The sequence below is a fragment of the Pseudomonas sp. JV449 genome, from assembly GCF_032424295.1.
GTDB lineage: Bacteria > Pseudomonadota > Gammaproteobacteria > Pseudomonadales > Pseudomonadaceae > Aquipseudomonas > Aquipseudomonas marginalis.
Genome location: NZ_VYKD01000019.1, coordinates 79919 through 99812 on the forward strand (window position 1 = coordinate 79919; position 19894 = coordinate 99812).

A 19894-nucleotide genomic window follows, 5' to 3' on the forward strand; every position below is an offset into this window, starting at 1 on the left:
GCTCATGACGTCCAAACTCGAACAACTCAAGCAATTCACCACCGTGGTCTGCGACACCGGCGACCTCGAAGCCATCAGCCGCCTGCGCCCGGTGGACGCCACCACCAACCCGTCGCTGCTGCTCAAGGCCGCCGCGATCCCGGAATACGCCGAGCTGCTGCGCAATGCCGTCAACCTGGCCAAGGGCGACGTCGGCCTGGCCTGCGACCACTTCGCGGTGTCCGTCGGTGCCGGCATTTTGAAGGTTATCCCCGGGCGTATTTCCACCGAAGTCGACGCGCGCCTGTCCTTCGATGAAGACGCGCTGTGGGCCAAGGCCAACCAGTTGATCGCCCTGTACGACCAGGCCGGTATCAGCCGCGACCGCGTGCTGATCAAACTCGCCTCCACCTGGGAAGGCATCCGCACGGCCGAACGCCTGGAAAAAGCCGGCATCCAGACCAACCTCACCCTGCTGTTCTCGTTCGCCCAGGCCCAGGCCTGCGCCGATGCCGGGGTGTTCCTGATCTCACCGTTCGTGGGCCGCATCTACGACTGGTACCGCAAGAACACCGGCCTGGACTACACCGGCGCTGATGACCCAGGCGTGCAATCGGTGACGCGCATCTACAACTACTACAAGGCCAACCAGATCAACACCGTGGTGATGGGCGCGAGCTTCCGCACCCTCAGCCAGATCGAACAGCTGGCGGGGTGCGATCGCCTGACCATCAGCCCGGAGCTGCTGCAGAAGCTCGACGAAGACCAGGGCACGCTGGCGCGCAAATTGGTGCCGGTGACCGAAGGTGAAGCACGCCAGCCAATGAACGAAGCGCAGTTCCGCTGGGCGTCGAACGAAGATGCGATGGCCACGGAGAAGCTGGCGGAAGGGATTCGACAGTTTGCGCGGGATCAGGAAAAACTCGAGGCGGTGTTGTCGGCGCTATGACCCCCGTCCAGCCGCTCGGCCAGTCGCGCACCTTGGTGTTCCTGGCCTACCCGCAAATGGGCCTGCTCGACCTGACCGGTGCCCAGACCGTGTTCTGGGCTGCCACCAAGGCCATGGTCGAGCGTGGCCTGCCGGGCTATGTGGTGCACACCGCCAGCCTGGCGGGCGGCTTGATGCCAACGGCCGAAGGATTGAGCGTCGACACCCTGCCATTGGCGCAATTTGACCCCGCCGCCCTGGACACCTTGATCGTACCCGGCGCCCCCGCCATTCAACAGGCGCTGGCCGCCAACACCGACCTGGTGGACTGGCTGCGTCACGCCTCCACTCGGGCCCGGCGCACGGCCTCGGTGTGCAGCGGCACCTTCCTGCTGGCCCAGGCCGGCTTGCTCCAGGGCCGGCGTGCTGCCACGCACTGGGCGATGTGCGACATGCTCAAGCGCGGGTTCCCCAGCATCGATGTGGACATGGACGCGATCTTTGTCCAGCAAGGCAATGTGTGGACGTCGGCAGGCGTGAGTGCCGGCATCGACCTTGCGCTGGCGTTGGTAGAGGCCGATTGCGGGCGTCACGTCGCCCTGCAAGTGGCACGGGAACTGGTGGTGTTTCTCAAAAGGCCTGGCGGCCAGGCCCAGTTCAGCCAACTGCTGCAAGCCCAGACCGACGACACTGCCGGTTTCGATGCGTTGCACCTGTGGATCGCCGACAACCTCAGCGACCGCGAGCTTACGGTGGAGCGCCTGGCGGAACAAAGCCGCATGAGCCCGCGCAACTTCGCCCGGGTCTACAAGCAAAAAACCGGGCGCACCCCGGCCAAGGCCATCGAGTTGTTTCGCGTGGAGGCGGCACGGCGCCTGCTGGAAGACTCCCAGCGCAACATCGACCAGGTGGCGCACCTGTGTGGCTTTGGCGATGAAGAACGCATGCGCTACACCTTCCATCGCCACCTTGCGATTTCCCCTCGCGACTACCGCGCACGCTTTTCCCGCTGACGGCAGGCCGCTTGGCAGTTATTCAGGGTTTTCTGTCCTACCCGCCAAACCGCGGCGCTCTTAGAGTAGGCCGGTAACGCATTGCGCCTTGAGCAATCGTATCGACCTGGTCCCTGGAGCATCCCCATGAAGCAGCACATCCTTATCATCGGCGCCGGGTTCAGCGGTGTCTGGAGCGCCTTGAGCGCCGCGCGCCTGCTGGATAAACATGATCGCCATGACGTGCAGATCAGCGTCCTGGCCCCACAGCCGGCGCTACGTATTCGCCCACGTTTCTACGAGGCCGACGTGCATGCCATGCAGGCACCGCTGGGCCCCTTGTTTGCGGCAGTCGGCGTGGACTTCATCGAGGGCGCCGCCGACCGCATCGATGAACACGGCAAGCAGGTGACCTACCGCAACGCAGCAGGCATCCCCACCACCCTCAAGTACGACCGCCTGGTGCTGGCCGCCGGCAGTCGTCTCAATCGCCCGCAGATGGAAGGCCTCCAGCACGTGTTCGATGTGGACCAGATCGAAGACGCCACGCGCCTCGAAGCCCATATCAAGGGTTTGAAAAACCTGCCCGACAGCCCGGCACGCAACACCGTGGTGGTGGCCGGCGGCGGGTTTACCGGGATCGAGACCGCCACCGAAATGCCGGCACGCCTGCGCGCAGCACTGGGTGACGACGCCACTATCCGTGTGATCGTGGTGGACCGTGGCCCGCAGATCGGGGCATCCATGGGCGATGGCATTCGCCCGTCCATCGTCGAAGCCAGCCAACACCTGGGCCTCGAATGGCGATTGAACACCTCCGTGGCCGCGATGGATGCCGGCGGCGTGACCCTGGCCGATGGGCAGCGCATCGAGTCCAGCACCGTGATCTGGACCATCGGCTTTCGCGCCAACCCGCTGACCGAACAGGTCAGCGGCACCCTTGACCCCCAGGGCCGCCTGCATGTGGACGGCAACCTCAAGGTGAAGGGCCAGGCCGATGTCTTTGCCGCCGGTGATGTGGCCTACGCCGCCACCGACGACCTCGGTCACTTCGCCGGCATGTCCTGCCAGCACGCCATCGCCCTGGGCCGCTACGCCGGCAACAACGTCGCCGCCGACCTGATCGGCGTGGCCCCGATGACCTACAGCCAGCCCAAATACGTCACCTGCCTCGACCTCGGGGCCTGGGGCGCGGTGTACACCGAGGGCTGGGATCGTCAACTCAAGCTGGTGGGCCAGGAAGCCAAGGAGCTCAAGCAGCAGATCAACACGGTGTGGATCTACCCGCCAGCCGCAGAACGGGCCACCGCCCTGGCGGCGGCTGACCCGCTGATTCCGGTGGCCTGACGCCCCACACCCGGTGCCCGCCAGCCCACTGTTTGCTGGCGAGCATAAATGCCAGGAGCGATCAGGCTCGCTCCTGCCTCAGCTTTGCGCGACACCCGTCCCAAACTTGCGAATCGCCAGGCAATACCCGATCAATGCCAGCGCCGCCAGCAACCCGCCCGCCAGGCCGACCCAGGCGAAGCCGAAGTGGCTGCCGACCCAGCTGCCCATCAGGGCGCCGCCGCCGATGCCGATGTTGTAGATGCCGGAGAACATCGCCATGGCCACGTCGGTGGCGTCCGGGGCCAGCACCAGCACCTTCGATTGCATGGCGAGGCCGAAGCCCATGATCGCCATGCCCCAGAACACGCTGAGGATCACCAGGTACGACTCGGCACCGCTCAACGGCAGCATCAGCGCCAGGCACGCGGCCAGGATAAACACCGCGCCGACCACGAACAGGTGGGGGTTGAAGCGGTGCACCAGGCTGAACAACAGCGAACCGATGATGCCCGCGCCGCCGAACACCAGCAGGATCAGGGTCACCGCGCTGCCGCTCATGCCGGCCACGCCTTCGACGAAGGGTTCGATGTAGCTGTAGGCTGTGAATTGCGCGGTCACGGTCATGGCGGTGAGCACATACAACGCCACCAGCGCCGGACGCTTGAACAGCAGTGGCAGGCTACGCAGGGAACCGGAGTTCTGGCTCGGCAGCAAGGGCAAGGTGCGCGCCAGCCAGAACACCAGGGCGGCGGCGAACGCGCCGATCACCAGGAACGTGGTGCGCCAACCCATGGCTTCGCCGAGCAGACGCCCCAGGGGAATACCCAGCACCATCGCCAGGGACGTACCGGTGGCGAGCAGTCCGAGGGCTTGCACCTGCTTGCCTTCCGGCGCCAGGCGCACCGCCAGGGACGCGGTGATCGACCAGAACAGTGCATGGGACAAGGCAATGCCGACGCGACTGACCATCAACAGGCCGAAGCTGGTGGCGACGCTGGACAAGATGTGGCTGGCGATAAACAGGCAGAACAGCACGATCAGCAGCTTGCGTCGCTCGACGTTACGCGTCAGCAGCATCACCGGCAGCGAGGTCAGGGACACGATCCAGGCATAAATGGTGAGCATCAGGCCGACGCTGGACACGGGCATGTCGAAGCTGGCGCCAATGGCGCTGAGCAGCCCGACGGGGACGAATTCAGTGGTATTGAACACAAACGCGGCCAACGCGAGGGCGATGACCGGTTGCCAGTTGGCTTGGGGGGTTGCGGCTGAAATGCTCATTTACAGGTCGTCGTACTCGGTTTCCGCGCGGGTCAAGGCGGCCCAATGCCAGCCCTTGAGCAGCGCGGAAAAATAGTAACACGGACCTTCAAGGATCCACCTGTGCCATCAGTTCCGGGATTGACTCCGGCCGCTTGGCATAACGCTGCGCCAACGCCGCACAGACCATCAACTGGATCTGGTGAAACAGCATCAACGGCAAAATCAGCACGCCCATGCTCGCCCCGGCGAACAGCACCTGGGCCATCGGCACGCCAGTGGCCAGGCTTTTCTTCGAACCGCAGAACAGGATGGTGATGCGGTCTTCCTGGTTAAAACCAAAGGCCTTGCCCAGCACGGTGGACGCCACCAGCACCAAGGCCAGCAACACGCAGCAGGCCACCACCAGGCCGCCCAGTTCCCACAGCGGGATCTGGTGCCAGATGCCTTCGTTGACCGCTTCGCTGAACGCGCCGTACACCACCAGCAGGATCGAACCCTGGTCGACGAACTTCAGCCAGGCTTTATTGCGCCCCACCCACGCGCCAATCCAGCGGCGGGCGATCTGCCCGGCGATAAACGGCAGCAGCAGTTGCACGCTGATTTTCAGGATCGCATCGACGGTGGAGCTGCCCTCGCCGTGCACATTGAGCAACAGCGTCACCAGCAACGGCGTGAGGAAGATGCCGAACAGGCTGGAGGCCGCCGCGCTGCAGATCGCCGCCGGGATATTGCCCCGTGCCAGCGAAGTAAAGGCAATCGCCGATTGCACCGTGGCCGGCAAGGCGCAGAGATAAAGCATGCCCATGTACAGGTCTTTGCCGATCAGCGGCGACAACACCGGTTTGAGCGCCAGGCCCAACAGCGGGAACAGCACAAAGGTCAGGCTGAACACCAGCAGGTGCAGACGCCAGTGGCCCGCGCCGGCGACGATGGCCTGGCGCGACAGCTTGGCGCCGTGCAAAAAGAACAACAGCGCGATGGCCAGGTTGGTGACCCAGCCGAAGGCCACGGCGGTCTGGCCGCTGGCGGGCAGCAGGGAGGCGAGGATCACCGTGGCGATCAAGGTCAGGGTGAAGTTGTCGGGCAGAAAACGGGGGCGAGTCATAAGCGAATCTTCCGGGGGTTGCCAAGAGCGTCATGGCGACTCTAACGTAACGCCTTGTTACCGACTAACGCCAATGAGCCAGTAAATGCCGCCTAAAGGACATGCCAATACCGTACGTCGCAGTGTGCCTGGGCTTTCCAGCCTGCCACGGCCGGTGTATGGGCGCACCGAATCGCTGCCCAACCGTGCGCTGACCCGCCGGCACAGCCACCCATGGGTGCAATTGTCCTACGCCATTTCCGGGGTGCTGGAGATCCAGACCAGCGCCGGCCGCTTCGTCGCACCGCCCCAGCGGGCGGTGTGGATCCCGGCGGGCATGCCGCATCGGGTGTACAGCTCGCCCCATACCGAGATGCGCAGCCTGTACCTTGATTGCAGCGTCACCGCCTGGGCCGCAGAGCGCTGCCAGGTGCTGGAGGTAAGCAGCCTGCTGCGCGAGTTGATCCGCAGTTTCAGCGAGCTGCCGGTGGAATATGCCGAGGATGGCCCGGATGGGCGCTTGGCCCAGGTGGTGCTGGACCAGTTAGCGGCAGCGCCCCAGGTGGACCTGATGCTGCCCTTGCCGCTGGACCCGCGCCTGCGGCAAATCTATCGCAGCCTGAACCTGCACCCGGAACAGCAGACCACCCTGGGGCACTGGAGCCAGAAGCTAGGGGTGAGTGAGAAGACGCTGAGCCGGTTGTTCTTGCGTGACACCGGCCTGACGTTTCGGGCCTGGCGCCAGCGTTTAAGGTTACTGAGCGCCCTGCCCGCCCTGGAGCAAGGCGAGCGGGTGACGGATGTGGCGTTGAACTGTGGCTATGAGTCCACCTCGGCGTTTATCAACGCGTTTCGGCAGCAGTTCGATGCCACGCCGGGTGAGTTCTTCCGCTGACACTTCAAACGCTGAACGTGCCACAGTTACAGTGTTCCTCCTTAACTGACCGGTATTAGGGCAAGCCCCCTCCCACAAAGTTGAGCGTATTTCCAATGGGGATCGACGTTCAGCTGCCGTTACCGCCATGAGCCTCTTCGAAAAAGTAGTCCTTCCAGCTCGCCGCCTTGTTTTTCAGTACGCCCAATTCCTGCAATTTCTCGGCATAGATATAGGTACGCTGCGGCACGATAGTGAAATCGATTTCCGGGTCCTGGACGATTTTTTCCACCAGGTCCAACGGCAGCTTGGACTGTTCTACGCGGATGTACGCCTTGGCCGCTGCGGGTTTGTCGGCCTTGATGATCTGCTCGGCTTCGGCCAGCGCGGCGTAGAACGCCTGGTAGGTCTTGGGGTTTTCGTCGTGGAATTTCTGTGTGGTGTACAGCACGTTGAACGTCGCCGGACCGCCAAGGATGTCGTAGGAACTGAGCACCTTGTGCACATTGGGGTTCAACAGTTCCTGGTACTGGAACGGCGGGCTGGAGAAGTGCGCGTTGATCTCCGAACCACCGGCAATCAACGCGGCGGTGGCATCGGGGTGGGCCAGGCTGATGGAGATGTCATCGAACTTCTTGTAGTTGGCATCGCCGAACTGCCTGGCGGTTTCAATCTGTAAGGTCCGCGACTGGAAACCCACCCCAGCAGCGGGCACGGCGATGCGGTCTTTCTCGGTGAAGTCCTTGAGAGTCTTTACCTTGGGGTTGTTGGTCAACAGGTAGTTGGGCATCGAACCCAAGGAGGCGATGGCCTTGACGTTCTGCTTGCCCTTGGTGCGGTCCCACAGGGTGAGCATCGGCGGCACACCGGCGGACACCACATCCAGAGCGCCGGCCAGCAGCGATTCGTTCATGGCGGTGGCGCCGGAAATGCTGTTCCATTCCACCTGGATGTTCAGGCCCTGGGCCTTGCCGTGTTTTTCGATCAGGTGCTGGTCGCGCACCACATCGAGGATCAGGTAGCCGATGCCGAATTGCTGGGCGATGCTGATCTTGCCTTCGGCCTGGGCACCAGGGCTGAGCAAGACGCTGGCGGCGGCGAGGGACGCGGCCAAGAGAGTCAGGGAGGAACGCTTGAACGTCATGGGGAATCTGCCGCGTTTTCGAGAAGGTGATGGAGCGTAGCCGCGGTTTTTTAGACAGCAAAAGAATATCTGGGTCTATTGTTATGCAAATACCCCTAAAACGGCGCGCGGCTGGTATCGTGCCGCGCTTTGAAAAAACTGCCGCACACTGTGAGGAACTGCACGTTGAACACTGACGAAAAAATGACCGGGGACCTGTTCGAGGTGGATAAGCGCCTGTCACTCAAACCCGTGGTGGACTTCAACAGCTACCTGCGCAGCGCTTTCGGCGACGGCCCGTGCACCTGCATTCGTTGCACCGCCAGCGGCGGTGACGAAACCGGCTACGCGTTCCAACACACCTTCAGCTTCGACGGCAAACCAACCCAGCGCCGCTTTGCCTCCACGGCGGGCAGTGATGTGTTGATGGCGCTGAAAAAGGCCTGGTTGTCCTTCACCAAGGCTGAGTTGCCTTCGAATGGCGCGCTGGCGCTGGAGACGGTGAAGGAATTTGTCGAACCGCAGTTGCACAAGCGCCTGGTGCCGCTGTTTCTGGCCAGTGGTTTGGCCAAGGATGTCGACGGCGAGTTGCACCTGCAGCCACAAGCCACGGCCTGACGCCTTCTCCCTGAATCAAATCGTCGCGTAGCAGCTGTCGAGCCCAAGCGAGGCTGCGTCGGCCGCGACTAGAACCTGAATCGGCAGCGCGCCTGACGCAGCCTCGCTTGCGCTCGGCAGCTGCTACGGGGGATAGATGAGCGTCAGCGCAAACGGGTGACGGTGAGCGCCACCACGGCGATCCGCTCCACACGCTCATAGCCGGGCTTTTCCAGCTCTTCGCCGAACACATCGGGGTCAAGTTCGCGGTAGGTCCACCCAAAGGCATCGCTGCCCAGCAACGGCGTGACGGCGGCCAGGAACGGGTCTTCCCCGGCGACAATCGCCACGCCGGTGTAGAGCACCAGGCTGCCGCCCAGGGCCAGGCGCCCAACGGCCTCGCCGGTGATGCGCACCGACAGTTGCTCGCCCAGTGCCCCGCCGCCATGCCGGTAGGCACGCTGGCGGTCGTCGTTCATATAGGGCGGGTTGGCGACGATCAGGTCGAACGTGCCTTCGACGCTGCCCAGTACATCGCTGTGGTACGCGGTGACGTTCGCCAGCCCGGCCAGCTCGGCATTCACTGCCGTCAGGCGCAAGGCGCGCGGGTTGATGTCCACCGCCAGCACCTCGGCGTCAGACCGCGCCCGGGCGACCACCAACGCGCCCACACCGGCGCCGCAGCCGATGTCCACGGCGCGTTTGATCGGCTCGACGCGCTGTTGCAGATGGGCTTCGATCAGTTGGGCAAACCGATAGCTGTCAGGCCCGAAAAACACCGCGTCCGCTTGGATGGTGGGGTATGCCGAGTGGGCAAACAGCAGGTCGTCCAGGCTCGACCAACGCACCGCACTGCGCCACAGCGCCTCGTGTTTTTCGACCACATCGGCCTGCTGCAGCTCCTCTCGAAACGCCTCCGGCAACAGCTCGCGGTCAAACGGCAGCGACCAGCCGAAGACATCCCGCAGGTCCTTCGCCAGCGGCGCCCCCTGGCGCTGGAAAAACCGTTCATGGGTCAAGGGCGTTGGCGTGATGAAGCGGTAGCCATTTTCCTTCAACCCCCGGCCCAGGTTCAGCAGGGCGCGGTCGGCGAGTTGTTGTGCAGACATGGATGATTTCCTTAGCGCAGGCGCGCACGCAGTTGGATAAAGCGGCGAGTGGCATACAACCCGGCGGGCGTGCAGTGACGCCGCGCCGACAGCCACGGGATCAGCGCATTGAGCTGCTGCTCATCGGGCAGGTTCCACAGCGAATCCACCAGCGCCTGGGTGTCCGGGTCGGACGGGCGATGCTGCTCGCGGGAGAAGCGGCTGCCGCGTCCGGGCCGCACGGGCGCCACACGTTGAGCGCTGATCCAATCACCCGCGATCCAATCGCGCAGCAGCTGTTTCTCATAGCCGCTGAACACGCCAAACATCGCCGCGCCCGCACCTTCGATCAACTGCCAGAAGCGGCTCTCGGCCGGATCCTGGTTGCGCTTGATCCAGCCCTTGTCTTCCAGGGCCTGGAGAAAGGCGCCGATCTGCCCCGGCCGCGCCAGCCATTGGTTGACGGTCTTGCCTTCGAAGCGGCAGTAATCCGAATGCATGTGCTGGCCGAACGTGCGCTTGCGTTCAAGCATGGCGACCACTTCGTCATTCAGGTTGAAGTCGTGGATAACCGCGCAGGTCCCTGGGCCGAGGTCATTCAGGCGGTACCCCTCGGCCACGCGGCGATAGAAGTCCTCCCTGCCCTCCCCCAGCGGCAGCAGGTTCAACACCGACTGCGCGGCCTTGCAGGCGTGGCCGCTGCTGGCATTGTCGATGGTGACGTGGAGGGTGAAGTAATACGGGTCGATGCCCAGTTCGCTCAGCTCATACGCGGTGATCAGCAGGTGCAACGGCAACTGCTCATAACCGAGGTTGAAACCGATGATCTCCGGCAGGAAGTCGTCGGCGCACAGGCCCAGCGCCAGTTGCAGGGCGCCTTGCAGGTAATGGTCGTCCTCAAGGCCGGCGTCGCTGTCGGCATCATGCTAGCTGAGTAATTTGCGGTAGATCACCACATGATTCTGCGCCGCTTCGCCGTCACCCAGCTCTTCGAGATAGGTGGTGAGCAGGCCGTCGAAGCGCGGGTCGTGCCAATAGCGCAGCAGGCCATTGAGCCAGGCACCGTCGACCTGTTTGGTCGGTGCCACGCGCTGCAGGAAATACAGCGCATGGGCCTTGTTCTGGAAATAACGACGTGGCCGGCCTTGCTGGCGTTGCTCCAGGTAATCGGCATAGGCCTGGGCCACGTCGGCGCAGCGCTGTTCGATCCAGGCCGGCAGTTGTTCGGGCATCTGCGGCAACTCACTGGGCGCGTCGCGCACCTGCGCCAAGTGCGTGCGTAGAAACTCCCGCGCAACCTCTTCAGCGCCAGGGGTTTCGCCATACAGGTGTTGGTACGACCACTGATACTGACCCGGTTGGGTGATGGAGGCCGGCTGGCCCGACAGCGCTGTGAGAAGCGTCATGATGGCAGTTTCCGCAAAGTCCGATCCAACCAGGCCTCCCGACAAGGAGGCCCCGCAAGCGCGCTCAACAGCACACGCGTCTAAAATGCAGAGCCTGCGGGCATGGGGAAAATTCAATCGGGGTTGTGCGGCTGCGGATCAGTGGTCGTCAGTAGCCCACGCCGCGGATTCTGGCGCAGCGCAAAAGCCGGCGCGCGACGTCACTTATACAAGATCGCCTGATGGATATCCTCCAGCGCCATGATGCGCTGGGCGGCATTCAGCTTGATGGCCTCCTTGGGCATGCCGAACACCACGCAACTGGCCTCGTCCTGGGCCACCGTGGCGGCGCCGGCCTCGAGCATCTCCTTGAGCCCGCGCGCGCCGTCGTCGCCCATGCCGGTCATGATGATGCCGGTGGCGTTCCTGCCGGCGAACTTGGCCACCGAGCGAAACAGCACATCCACGGATGGCCGGTGCCGGTTGACCAAGGGCCCATCAATGACCTGGGCGTGATAATAGGCGCCGCTGCGAGTCACCATCAGGTGCTTGCCACCCGGCGCGATCAGGGCCAGGCCCGGCAGAATGCGGTCGTTGTTGCGCGCTTCGCGCACCTCGATCTCGCATACGCTGTTGAGGCGCTCGGCAAACGAGGCGGTGAACTTTTCCGGCATGTGCTGCACGATCACCATGCCTGGGCACACCCTCGGCAGTGCCGTCAGAACCGCCTCCAACGCTTGGGTACCGCCGGTGGACGTGCCGATGGCGACGATACGCTCGGTGGTCTGTGCCATGGCATGGCCATTGGCGGCAGGCAGGATCGCATCTGCGGTGAGCTTGCTGGCCGGGGCCAGTGCCGGCGCCGGGCTGGCGCTGCGCTTGCCCAGGTTCCTGACGTTGGAGTTCGCTGCGGCGCGGATCGCGGCCACCAGCTCGGCCGCCGACTCGATCAGGAAATTCTTCAACCCGGTAGTGGGCTTGGTGATGATTTCCACCGCGCCCGCCGACAGCGCCTGCAGGGAGGTTTCCGCGCCTTTCTGGGTCAGCGAGGAACAGATCACCACCGGCGTCGGCCGTTCGCTCATGATTTTCTTGAGAAAGGTGATGCCGTCCATGCGCGGCATTTCCACGTCCAGCACGATCACATCCGGCCATTCCCGGGCGAGTTTGTCCATGGCGAAAATCGGGTCGGAGGCGGCGCCCATGACATGGATATCCGGCGTATCGCTGAGAATCGCCAGCAGTACCTGGCGCACCACGGCCGAATCATCGACCAGCAGCACACTGATTTTTTTGGTAGGCATCTTGTTGAATTGTTCCCATTGGTTGGTGCCGGACCCAGACGTTGCCGTTCCACAGGTCGAACATGATCGTGCGGTAACCGGTACTACCCATGTCCTGGGCCGTCAGGTGCAGGTGATAGCGCTCGGCCAGGGCCAGTGCCGCGCGAATATTCAGGCTGGCCACGTCCTGCGTCGGCAGGCGGCACAGCTGGGGAAACATCTTGCCGCCGCCGAACAATTTGACCTGGTAATCCTGTGCATGCGTGCCATTGATCTCGGCGTGGCGCAGCAGCAGCTCCAGGGCTTCGTCGGCATATCGGCCGTCCAGGGGCTGACGGTCGCGCACGCGCCCCGGCAGCATGAAGTGACACATGCCGCCAATCAGCCGTTGCGGGTGCCAAAAGGTGATCGCCACGCAAGAGCCGAGCAAGGTGCGCAGGCGCGTCGGCCGCGTCGCAAAGCTGACTTGGCCAGGCGCCAATACCACTTCGGCCGTACCGACGGGCTTTTTCATGGCTTGCGGTAAATCGACGGAGCCACCAGTTTCAAGGTGTCATTGACACCGTGGAGGCTTTCCGAGTGACTGATGATCAGGTAACCGCCCGGCTTGAGCAGCGGCAACAGGCGCGCGACCACCTGGCTCTTGGTCTGCTGGTCGAAATAAATCATCACGTTGCGCAGGAAAATCACCTCGAACTCACCCAGGGCCGGCAGCGCTTCGTTAAGGTTGACCTGGACAAAATTGACGCGGCTACGCAAGGCCTTGTCGATCAGCAAGGTGCCCTCCTGGCGACCAATGCCCTTGAGGCAGTACTTGGCCAGCAGCGGTTGGGGCAATGTCTCGGTGCGTTCCAGGGAGTAATGGCCGGTGCGCGCCTTGGCCAGCACTTGGGAGCTGATGTCCGAGCCGACCACTTCCCAGGGCGTGCTGCCGAGGCTTTCGGCCAGGGTCATCGCCAGGCTGTAGGGTTCTTCACCGGAGGAGCTGGCCGCGCTCCACACGCGAAACACCTTGCCCGGCGCGGCCCGGGGCAGCACGTGCTGACGCAGGAAGTCGAAGTGCTTGGGCTCGCGAAAAAAATAGGTTTCGTTGGTGGTCAGCAAATCCAGCGCAACCTGCAGTTCGCCCTTGCGCTGGTCATTCATGATCAGCTTGAAATACTCACCATAGCTGTGCAGCTCATAGTGCTTGAGGCGCTTGAACAGGCGCCCGGCCACCAGGGCTTTCTTGGTCGGCGACAGGTTGATGCCCGCCGCGCGGTAGAGCCAGGTCTGGAACTGACCGAATTCATGGTCATCGATGGACACGGTGTCTGCCATGGTCGGGTCTCAACGCGGGTCGAAGTCGAGGGCCGGCGCCTGGCCGGCCTCGGCGAGGCTGGACATCTCATCGATGGACAGCACCTTGCTCACCTCCAGCACGATCACGAACTTGCCGTCGACCTTGGCCATGCCGCTGATGAAATCGGCGCGAATTCGTGCGCCGAAGTTGGGTGGCGGCTCGATCTGCGTCGCCGGAATCTCCCGCACCGCAGACACCGTATCGACCAGCAGCCCGATGTCCTGGGCCTGGCCATCTTCGGTACTCGCCTCGATGATGATCACGCAGGAGCGCCGGGTGATCGCCGAGTTGGCCCGGCCAAAGCGCGCCGACAGGTCGACCACCGGCACCACCGCGCCGCGCAGGTTGATCACTCCGCGTACGAACGCGGGCATCATCGGCACCACGGTCAGGCTGCCGTATTCGATAATTTCCTTGATCCCCAGAATGCCGATGGCGAACATTTCACCGCCGAGCATGAAGGTCAGATACTGCGCATCCTCATCGACCGCTGCTGCGGTCTGCCGAGTCGTCATTGCTGCACCCATGTCACTCTCCCTAGTAGGCCCGTATTGATCGTGGGATCAGAAGCGGGTGAAATCCGCTTCGTCCGGGGCACTGGCCATGGTGTAGGCGAACGCCTTGCGCTGCGCCGGTGGTTTCGGCTGTGGCGCCTGACGGTTGGGCTTGCTGCCCGGGCTGTCCACGCTGTTGCTTTGAACTGCGGCCTTGGGCGCTGAATCCAGCACGAAAAAGCTCATGGCCTGTTGCAGTTGCTCGGCCTGGCTGCTCATTTCTTCCGCCGTGGCCGCCAGTTCCTCGCTGCTCGAGGCATTTTGCTGGGTTACCTGGTTGAGCTGGGTCATCGCAGTGTTGATCTGCGCGACACCGGCGGCCTGTTCCTCGGACGCGGCGCTGATTTCCTGCACAAGGTCGGACGTCTTGTTGATGGAGGGCACCATTTCGTCGAGCAACTTGCCGGCCTTCTCGGCCATGTCCACGCTGCTGGAGGACAGTTCACCGATTTCCTGGGCGGCAACCTGGCTGCGTTCGGCCAACTTGCGCACTTCGGCGGCCACCACGGCGAATCCCTTGCCGTGCTCGCCGGCCCGAGCGGCCTCGATGGCGGCGTTGAGCGCGAGCAGATTGGTCTGGTAGGCGATGTCATCGATGATGCTGATGCGCTGGGCGATTTTCTTCATCGCCACCACGGTCTGCTGCACCGATTCGCCGCCCTCGGTGGCTTCCTTGGCGGCCTTGCTGGCCATGCCATCGGTGACCTTGGCGTTTTCGGTGTTCTGGTTGATGCTGGCACTCATCTGCTCGACCGACGCACTGGTTTCCTCGACGCTGGCGGCCTGTTCACTGGTGGCCTGGCTCATCGATTGCGCGGTGGCGCTGACTTCCTCGGAGGCGCTGGCCAGGTTGTCGGCGGCGTTACGCACTTCGCCGATAATATGGGCGAGCTTGCCGACCATGTTGCGCATGGCGTTGAGCACCATGCCGGTTTCATCCTTCCCGCCCGGCTCGATGTGCGCGTTGAGGTTGCCTTCGGCCAATTGCTCGGCGGCGCTCGCGGCCTGGCGCAATGGGCGGGAAATGATCCGCGCGATGAACATCGCCAGGCCCAGGCCGATCAACAGGGCCGCGACCAGTACCGCGATGATCGACACCCGCGCGCTTTCATACAGCGCCGAGCCCTTGTCACCTGCGGCCGTTGCGCCGGCATCATTGAGCTCGACCATTTTCTGCAGACGGGCCGTCACCTCATCGAAATGCCCCTTGGATTCTCCCCTGAGCAAACCGCGCGCCTGGGCTTCCTGGTTCTGGCGGGAAAATTCAAGCAACAGCTTGCTGGATGCCAGGTAGGCGTCCCAAGCGCTTTTCACACTGGCCAGGAGTTGCCTATCTTCATCGTTCGACAGCAACTGCTCGTAGTTGACCATGCGGGTTTCGAACTGTTGACGCGCATCAGCGGCCTCGCGTTCGGCCTGGGCCTTTTCCTCGGCAATCTCGGTGCCGATGTGGCGGTTCTCTTTCAAGCGATAGTTGGCGGCAAAAAAACGCATGCCTGCCGCGGCACGCATGGAGGGCATCCAGTTGCCCTTGATGTCCTGGGCGGCCTGGTTGACGGCACCGAGCTGGAGGATGGCGAAGCCGCCCATGGCCCCAGTGAGCGCCAGGACCACCAGGAATGAACAGATCAACTTGGTGGAAATCTTAAGATCGTAGAACCATTTCATCGGGGAACCTCCATGGAATTGCAAATGCGTCAGCGAGCGACGGCCGGTGGCGACTGAGGCGCCTGGGCCGTGCGGGCTTCCAGTTGTACGATTTGGTTGAGCAGTACCGGTACATCCAGGATCAGGGCCACCGCGCCGCTGCCCAATATGGTCGAGCCGCTGATGCCACGCAGTGCACCGAACAACTTGCCCAGGGGTTTGATCACGGTCTGGAACTCGCCGAGCAGGTCATCCACCACCAGCCCGGCCTTATGCTCGGCGTAACGCACCACCACCACATTCTGGCGTCGGGTCGCGGGGCCTTCGTGGCTGAAGTGGTCGCGCAGGTGCACCAACGGCAACACCTCGCCACGCAGGTCCAGATAACCCGTGTCGCGACTGGACTGGCGCTGCTGTTCATCCAGCTCGATACACTCCTGGACCATGTCCAGGGGAATCACGTAGGTGGATTGGTCGATGCCGACCAGGAACCCATTGATGATCGCCAGGGTCAGCGGCAAGCGAATGCGCACCACGGTGCCCTGGCCGGGACGGCTGTCGAGGTCGACGGTGCCGCGCAACAGGGTGATATTGCGCTTGACCACGTCCATGCCGACGCCGCGCCCGGACAGGTTGGTCACCGCCTCGGCGGTGGAGAACCCCGCCTCGAAGATCAGGTTGTAGATCTCCTGGTCGTTGAGCACCGCACCGCTGGCCACCAGCCCGCGTTCCTGGGCCTTTTGCAGGATGCGTTCGCGGTTGAGGCCGGCGCCGTCGTCGGCGATCTCAATGACGATGCTCCCCGAGTCGTGGTAGGCATTGAGGCTCAGATGCCCCTTGGCCGACTTGCCGGCCGCACGCCGCGCATCGGCGCTTTCGATGCCGTGGTCCATGGCGTTGCGCAACAGGTGCATCAGCGGGTCGCCGATCTTCTCGACCACGGTCTTGTCCAGTTCGGTTTCCGCGCCGCTGATGCTCAGTTCGATGTCCTTGCCCAGTTCCTGGCTGATATCGCGCACCACGCGGCGGAAGCGGTTGAATGTGTCGCCGATGGGGATCATGCGCAAATGCAGGGCGCCATCGAGGATCTCTTCCACCAGCCCCGATACCGTCGAGGAGGCCTCGTGCAACGGGTCGTTGTTACAGGACCGGGCCAGCAGGCTCGCGCCGGCGCTGGCGATGACCAGTTCGCCAACCAGATTGATCAACTCGTCGAGCTTGTCAGCGTTGACGCGCACGTAATTGCCGTCGCGGGTTTTCGCCTCGCTGGCTGCCGGACGCTGGGGTGCGGCGGTCACAAGGCCCGGCTCGAGCGGCGTGACCAACTCGCCAGCAATGGCCGCTGTGCTGTCGGGCGCTTCGTCGACGGCACTGATGTGCACTTCACAGTCGTCACGCACAAAGTCGAACACTTCGTTGAGGGTGGCGTGGCTGGCCATCGAGCGCAGGTCGATCTCGAAACCCAGGTAGCAGCTTTCCGGGTCCCAGCTGTCCATGGGCGGGATGCTGTCGGTCAGGGTGGCGACCTGTATCAACTGCCCCAAGGTCTCGAGGTAGCGCAGAAATGACAGCGGGTCCATGCCATTACGGAACACATCCGTGCCGAAGCGCAGGGAAATATGCCAAAGCACTTCGACCGCCACGTCGTCGGTCACCTCGGCGGTTTCGACGCTGGCAACGGCGGTTCGCATCGGCTGGTAGGCACTCAGCGCCTCGCGCAATGCCTCGCCGCGCTCCAGAGCGGCAGGCGTCGGCACCTCACCGCGGTTGGCGACCACTTCGACCAGTTCGAGCATGTGGTCGCCGCACTTGAGCAGCAGCGCGATCAAGGCGGCGTCCACCGCCACACTGCCTTCGCGCAGGCGGTCAAGCACGTCTTCGACGATATGCGTGAACCCCACGATCGACGCCAGGCCGAAAAGGCCCGCCGAACCCTTGATGGTGTGCGCGGCGCGGAAAATCGCGCCGATGGCATCCTGGTCGCCGGGCTCGCTTTCCAATTGCAGCAGGGATTGCTCCATGGCCTGCAACAGCTCGCGAGCCTCTACGATGAATGTCTGCTGTGCCTGATCGAGATTAATGCTCACCGTGACTTTCCTTGTCGATCAAAAACATGGGAAGCGCTGACTATGAGGCCGCGCTGCGACACAGTTGGAGCGCCTGCGTGACCGCCTGGCTCTGGCCGGTCACGCTCAAGGCTATGCCGGCATTACTGGCCTCTCGTCGGATAACCGCGAGCAACTGCAAGCCGGCGCCATCCATCTCTGTGACCTGCGACAGGTCCAGCTCCAGGCGTGGCGCCGCGCCCATCTGCGGCAGCAGCGCCGCCGCCAGTTCCGCTACGGTGTAGATCGTAAGCTCGCCGTCAATGCGCACCTGGGCAGTGTCGTCGAGTGTTTCAGTGGTAATCGGCATGAGAGCCTCCCTGGCGCCGGGATCAAGGCAGGATCAGTTTAGACACAGCTGCCAACATCTGCGCAGGCTGGAACGGCTTGACCACCCAGGCCTTGGCGCCGGCGGCCTGGCCCTCGGCCTTCTTCGACTCCTGGGACTCGGTGGTGAGCATGATGATCGGGGTGAACTTGTAGTTAGCCAGCTTCTTGACCTCCTTGACGAAGGTGATGCCGTCCATGTTGGGCATGTTCACGTCGCTGATGATCAGGTGCACTTTCTGCCCGGTCAGCTTGCCCAGGGCATCCTTGCCGTCGCTGGCCTCGATGACGTCGTAACCGGCGCTTTTCAAGGCTATGCCGACCACTTGCCGCACGCTGCTGGAGTCGTCGACCACTAATACACTCTTCGCCATGATGTGCTCCTAAAAGAAGGTGATGTCTTGAGAATTCTGCTGGACGGCCGCCTCTCCATGGTGCAGGCGCCGTTGCTCGTCGGTGGCATAGGTGGCTTCCATGCGCGCCAACCATTGGCGGGCGTCGACGGCCACCGGCTGGTCCGGGGCCTGGCTGGCCTGCAGGAGGTGCTCATGCAGGGCGTGCATGTTGTCGCGCACGTGGCTGAGGATCTGGCTGACCCGGTCCTGGAATTGCAGGTTGACCAGCACTTCGGTCATCTCATCCCGGATGCCGTAGCTTTCCTGCTTGAGCAGGTCGGCGGATTCGGCCAGGCGCCCGGTGATGTTCTGGAAGCGTTCGAGCACTACTTGAATACTGTTTTCGGACTCGGCCACCGAATGGCTGTCCTGGTCGGCACTGCTGGACGCGGCCTGGACCAATTGCGTAATGGCGTTGTTGATGATGTCGACCTTGGCCGACATCTGCTGGCCGGTTTCACTGGATTTGCTCGACAGGCTGCGCACCGCGTCGGCCACCACCGCAAAACCGCGCCCGGCCTCACCGGCACGCGCCGCCTCGATGGCGGCGTTGAGGGCCAGCAGGTTGGTTTGCGCGGCAATCGCCGCCACATCGGCGGCCATGGTCCGCAGTTCGCCGGTATAGGCGGTCAGGCTGCGGACCTGGGCCAGGGTCTGGTCACGGCTGGTTTGGGTGGCCTTGAGCGAATTGATCACCTGGCTCAGCTCGCTGTCACTGCGTGCCAGCACCTCAAGCGCGCCGTCGGCGGCCTGCCCGTCCAGTTCACCGGCCGCGTGCTGCGAGGCTTGTACCGTCTCCTGCAATCGTGCGGCGATCCCGGTGAAACGGTTGGCCAGGCTCACGATCGCTTCTTCGGTCTGATGGCGCGAGCTTTCCACCTGCTTGGCCCAGATGGGCATGGCGCCCAGCAATACCTCGTCGAGTTGGGCACGAGAGGCCATGCCGTCGTGCACCGCGTGCGCATCTGACTGTTCCGCCAGTGCAAGCGCTTGCAGCATTGCGTTGCGCTGCGAACTCGCGCTCCAGGCACAGGCACCGAGGCCGATCAGCACCAGTACCGTGCAGGCCAGCAGATTGGCCGACGAGGTTGATTGCACGAGTATCCACAACACGGCGGGCACGACCGGGATCAAAGCGAACCAGCGAAAACGTGGATAAACGGGAAGAGGCAGGCGGCTGGATTGGCGCTGGGGCATGAGTTCGATCCTTGAACGTTGTTGCGGATGTAAGTGACATAGTTGTTATCTGCGCTGTAACTTGCAACTTGAGGTGACTTAGGTGCCTTCCGTCTGGTTTATGAACCGTGGGTGACAGATCGGTCAGTTCTGGGTCCTTGTTCCTGAAGGATCAGCGGTGGTTTACCGAACAGGGGTTTGTCGCAAGCGCTGGCGAGCGAGTCTGTCTTTCAGGCTGAGAAATCTCTTTGTGGTGAGGGGGCTTGGTTCCGTGGCGGCCTCTGGGCCGACCATGTCGTTGGGTTTGACCGAGTACATATCCGTTGCTGCGGTCACGGCCACTTAGGGTTCCGCTCTTACAGCGGGTCACTTTTGGAAAGAGCCCAAAAGTAACCAAAAGGCTCTCGCCCCACCACTCGGTAC

At 63.1% G+C, this 19894-nt stretch carries 18 protein-coding genes and 1 pseudogene; 5 read left to right on the forward strand and 14 right to left on the reverse strand.

The window, feature by feature from the left end; all coding sequences use genetic code 11:
- Positions 1 to 4 precede the first annotated feature (4 nt).
- The 3 genes from tal to F6S08_RS17910 all read left to right on the forward strand — a co-directional run bounded on the left by tal (position 5) and on the right by F6S08_RS17910 (position 3246).
- Positions 5 to 928, forward strand: a complete 924-nt coding sequence (gene tal / locus F6S08_RS17900; RefSeq protein ID WP_065924576.1) for a transaldolase — start codon at positions 5 to 7, stop codon at positions 926 to 928.
- Positions 925 to 1920, forward strand: a complete 996-nt coding sequence (locus F6S08_RS17905; protein ID WP_074847094.1) for a GlxA family transcriptional regulator — start codon at positions 925 to 927, stop codon at positions 1918 to 1920. The genes tal and F6S08_RS17905 overlap by 4 nt, the downstream gene beginning before the upstream one ends.
- Before the next feature lie 126 nt (positions 1921 to 2046).
- Complete coding sequence (locus F6S08_RS17910; protein WP_315872068.1) at positions 2047 to 3246, forward strand: NAD(P)/FAD-dependent oxidoreductase; 1200 nt, start codon at positions 2047 to 2049, stop codon at positions 3244 to 3246.
- Between the two features lie 78 nt (positions 3247 to 3324).
- Here the strand turns inward: F6S08_RS17910 and F6S08_RS17915 are convergent, their stop codons facing one another.
- Positions 3325 to 4509: a sugar transporter gene (locus F6S08_RS17915; RefSeq protein WP_065924573.1), complete on the reverse strand. Its 1185-nt coding sequence runs from the start codon at positions 4507 to 4509 to the stop codon at positions 3325 to 3327.
- Positions 4510 to 4597: 88 nt separating this feature from the next.
- Positions 4598 to 5596, reverse strand: coding sequence for a bile acid:sodium symporter family protein (locus tag F6S08_RS17920; protein ID WP_065924572.1), 999 nt, complete (start codon positions 5594 to 5596; stop codon positions 4598 to 4600).
- Between the two features lie 85 nt (positions 5597 to 5681).
- Here F6S08_RS17920 and F6S08_RS17925 point away from each other — a divergent pair, with 85 nt between their 5' ends.
- A complete protein-coding gene (locus F6S08_RS17925; RefSeq protein WP_074847098.1) occupies positions 5682 to 6470 on the forward strand; it encodes an AraC family transcriptional regulator in 789 nt (262 codons plus the stop codon).
- A 109-nt stretch (positions 6471 to 6579) separates the two neighbouring features.
- On the opposite strand, the gene F6S08_RS17930 is transcribed toward F6S08_RS17925, so the two are convergent.
- Positions 6580 to 7593, reverse strand: coding sequence for an ABC transporter substrate-binding protein (locus tag F6S08_RS17930; protein ID WP_315872069.1), 1014 nt, complete (start codon positions 7591 to 7593; stop codon positions 6580 to 6582).
- 165 nt (positions 7594 to 7758) lie between these two features.
- On the opposite strand from F6S08_RS17930, the gene F6S08_RS17935 reads away from it, so the two are divergent.
- The gene (locus F6S08_RS17935) at positions 7759 to 8190 is read left to right on the forward strand and encodes a hypothetical protein (RefSeq protein WP_074847099.1); all 432 of its coding nucleotides are present in this window, start codon (positions 7759 to 7761) and stop codon (positions 8188 to 8190) included.
- Between the two features lie 143 nt (positions 8191 to 8333).
- Here the strand turns inward: F6S08_RS17935 and F6S08_RS17940 are convergent, their stop codons facing one another.
- From F6S08_RS17940 to F6S08_RS17990, 11 genes and pseudogenes are all read right to left on the reverse strand, one after another.
- Positions 8334 to 9278, reverse strand: a complete 945-nt coding sequence (locus F6S08_RS17940) for a class I SAM-dependent methyltransferase (RefSeq protein WP_315872070.1) — start codon at positions 9276 to 9278, stop codon at positions 8334 to 8336.
- An 11-nt stretch (positions 9279 to 9289) separates the two neighbouring features.
- Positions 9290 to 10663 (reverse strand): annotated as a pseudogene (locus F6S08_RS17945) (iron-containing redox enzyme family protein).
- A 200-nt stretch (positions 10664 to 10863) separates the two neighbouring features.
- The gene (locus F6S08_RS17950; protein ID WP_065948072.1) at positions 10864 to 11946 is read right to left on the reverse strand and encodes a chemotaxis response regulator protein-glutamate methylesterase; all 1083 of its coding nucleotides are present in this window, start codon (positions 11944 to 11946) and stop codon (positions 10864 to 10866) included.
- Positions 11909 to 12439 (reverse strand): chemoreceptor glutamine deamidase CheD, encoded by a 531-nt coding sequence (gene cheD / locus F6S08_RS17955; protein WP_315872071.1) that lies wholly within the window; start codon positions 12437 to 12439, stop codon positions 11909 to 11911. Before cheD ends, F6S08_RS17950 begins: the two co-directional genes overlap by 38 nt.
- The gene (locus tag F6S08_RS17960; protein WP_065924564.1) at positions 12436 to 13245 is read right to left on the reverse strand and encodes a CheR family methyltransferase; all 810 of its coding nucleotides are present in this window, start codon (positions 13243 to 13245) and stop codon (positions 12436 to 12438) included. Before F6S08_RS17960 ends, cheD begins: the two co-directional genes overlap by 4 nt.
- Before the next feature lie 9 nt (positions 13246 to 13254).
- Positions 13255 to 13794 carry a chemotaxis protein CheW gene (locus F6S08_RS17965; RefSeq protein WP_315872072.1) on the reverse strand — a complete coding sequence of 180 codons (540 nt, stop codon included), beginning with the start codon at positions 13792 to 13794 and terminating at the stop codon, positions 13255 to 13257.
- A gap of 36 nt (positions 13795 to 13830) precedes the next feature.
- The gene (locus tag F6S08_RS17970; protein WP_065948070.1) at positions 13831 to 15489 is read right to left on the reverse strand and encodes a methyl-accepting chemotaxis protein; all 1659 of its coding nucleotides are present in this window, start codon (positions 15487 to 15489) and stop codon (positions 13831 to 13833) included.
- Between the two features lie 29 nt (positions 15490 to 15518).
- Positions 15519 to 17555 carry a chemotaxis protein CheA gene (locus tag F6S08_RS17975; protein WP_315872073.1) on the reverse strand — a complete coding sequence of 679 codons (2037 nt, stop codon included), beginning with the start codon at positions 17553 to 17555 and terminating at the stop codon, positions 15519 to 15521.
- Positions 17556 to 17595: 40 nt separating this feature from the next.
- Positions 17596 to 17883: a lipid asymmetry maintenance protein MlaB gene (locus F6S08_RS17980; protein ID WP_074847102.1), complete on the reverse strand. Its 288-nt coding sequence runs from the start codon at positions 17881 to 17883 to the stop codon at positions 17596 to 17598.
- Between the two features lie 22 nt (positions 17884 to 17905).
- Positions 17906 to 18274 carry a response regulator gene (locus tag F6S08_RS17985; RefSeq protein ID WP_027607294.1) on the reverse strand — a complete coding sequence of 123 codons (369 nt, stop codon included), beginning with the start codon at positions 18272 to 18274 and terminating at the stop codon, positions 17906 to 17908.
- 9 nt (positions 18275 to 18283) lie between these two features.
- Positions 18284 to 19492, reverse strand: coding sequence for a methyl-accepting chemotaxis protein (locus tag F6S08_RS17990; protein ID WP_137212188.1), 1209 nt, complete (start codon positions 19490 to 19492; stop codon positions 18284 to 18286).
- Positions 19493 to 19894 lie beyond the last annotated feature (402 nt).

Excerpts from the sequence above, each read along its gene's own strand:
- tal (WP_065924576.1), top strand. The coding sequence starts at position 5 with ATGACGTCCAAACTCGAACAACTCAAGCAATTCACCACCGTGGTCTGC.
- F6S08_RS17905 (WP_074847094.1), top strand. The coding sequence starts at position 925 with ATGACCCCCGTCCAGCCGCTCGGCCAGTCGCGCACCTTGGTGTTCCTG.
- F6S08_RS17910 (WP_315872068.1), top strand. The coding sequence starts at position 2,047 with ATGAAGCAGCACATCCTTATCATCGGCGCCGGGTTCAGCGGTGTCTGG.
- F6S08_RS17915 (WP_065924573.1), bottom strand. The coding sequence starts at position 4,509 with ATGAGCATTTCAGCCGCAACCCCCCAAGCCAACTGGCAACCGGTCATC.
- F6S08_RS17920 (WP_065924572.1), bottom strand. The coding sequence starts at position 5,596 with ATGACTCGCCCCCGTTTTCTGCCCGACAACTTCACCCTGACCTTGATC.
- F6S08_RS17925 (WP_074847098.1), top strand. The coding sequence starts at position 5,682 with ATGCCGCCTAAAGGACATGCCAATACCGTACGTCGCAGTGTGCCTGGG.
- F6S08_RS17930 (WP_315872069.1), bottom strand. The coding sequence starts at position 7,593 with ATGACGTTCAAGCGTTCCTCCCTGACTCTCTTGGCCGCGTCCCTCGCC.
- F6S08_RS17940 (WP_315872070.1), bottom strand. The coding sequence starts at position 9,278 with ATGTCTGCACAACAACTCGCCGACCGCGCCCTGCTGAACCTGGGCCGG.
- F6S08_RS17950 (WP_065948072.1), bottom strand. The coding sequence starts at position 11,946 with ATGCCTACCAAAAAAATCAGTGTGCTGCTGGTCGATGATTCGGCCGTG.
- cheD (WP_315872071.1), bottom strand. The coding sequence starts at position 12,439 with ATGAAAAAGCCCGTCGGTACGGCCGAAGTGGTATTGGCGCCTGGCCAA.
- F6S08_RS17960 (WP_065924564.1), bottom strand. The coding sequence starts at position 13,245 with ATGGCAGACACCGTGTCCATCGATGACCATGAATTCGGTCAGTTCCAG.
- F6S08_RS17965 (WP_315872072.1), bottom strand. The coding sequence starts at position 13,794 with ATGGGTGCAGCAATGACGACTCGGCAGACCGCAGCAGCGGTCGATGAG.
- F6S08_RS17970 (WP_065948070.1), bottom strand. The coding sequence starts at position 15,489 with ATGAAATGGTTCTACGATCTTAAGATTTCCACCAAGTTGATCTGTTCA.
- F6S08_RS17980 (WP_074847102.1), bottom strand. The coding sequence starts at position 17,883 with ATGCCGATTACCACTGAAACACTCGACGACACTGCCCAGGTGCGCATT.
- F6S08_RS17985 (WP_027607294.1), bottom strand. The coding sequence starts at position 18,274 with ATGGCGAAGAGTGTATTAGTGGTCGACGACTCCAGCAGCGTGCGGCAA.
- F6S08_RS17990 (WP_137212188.1), bottom strand. The coding sequence starts at position 19,492 with ATGCCCCAGCGCCAATCCAGCCGCCTGCCTCTTCCCGTTTATCCACGT.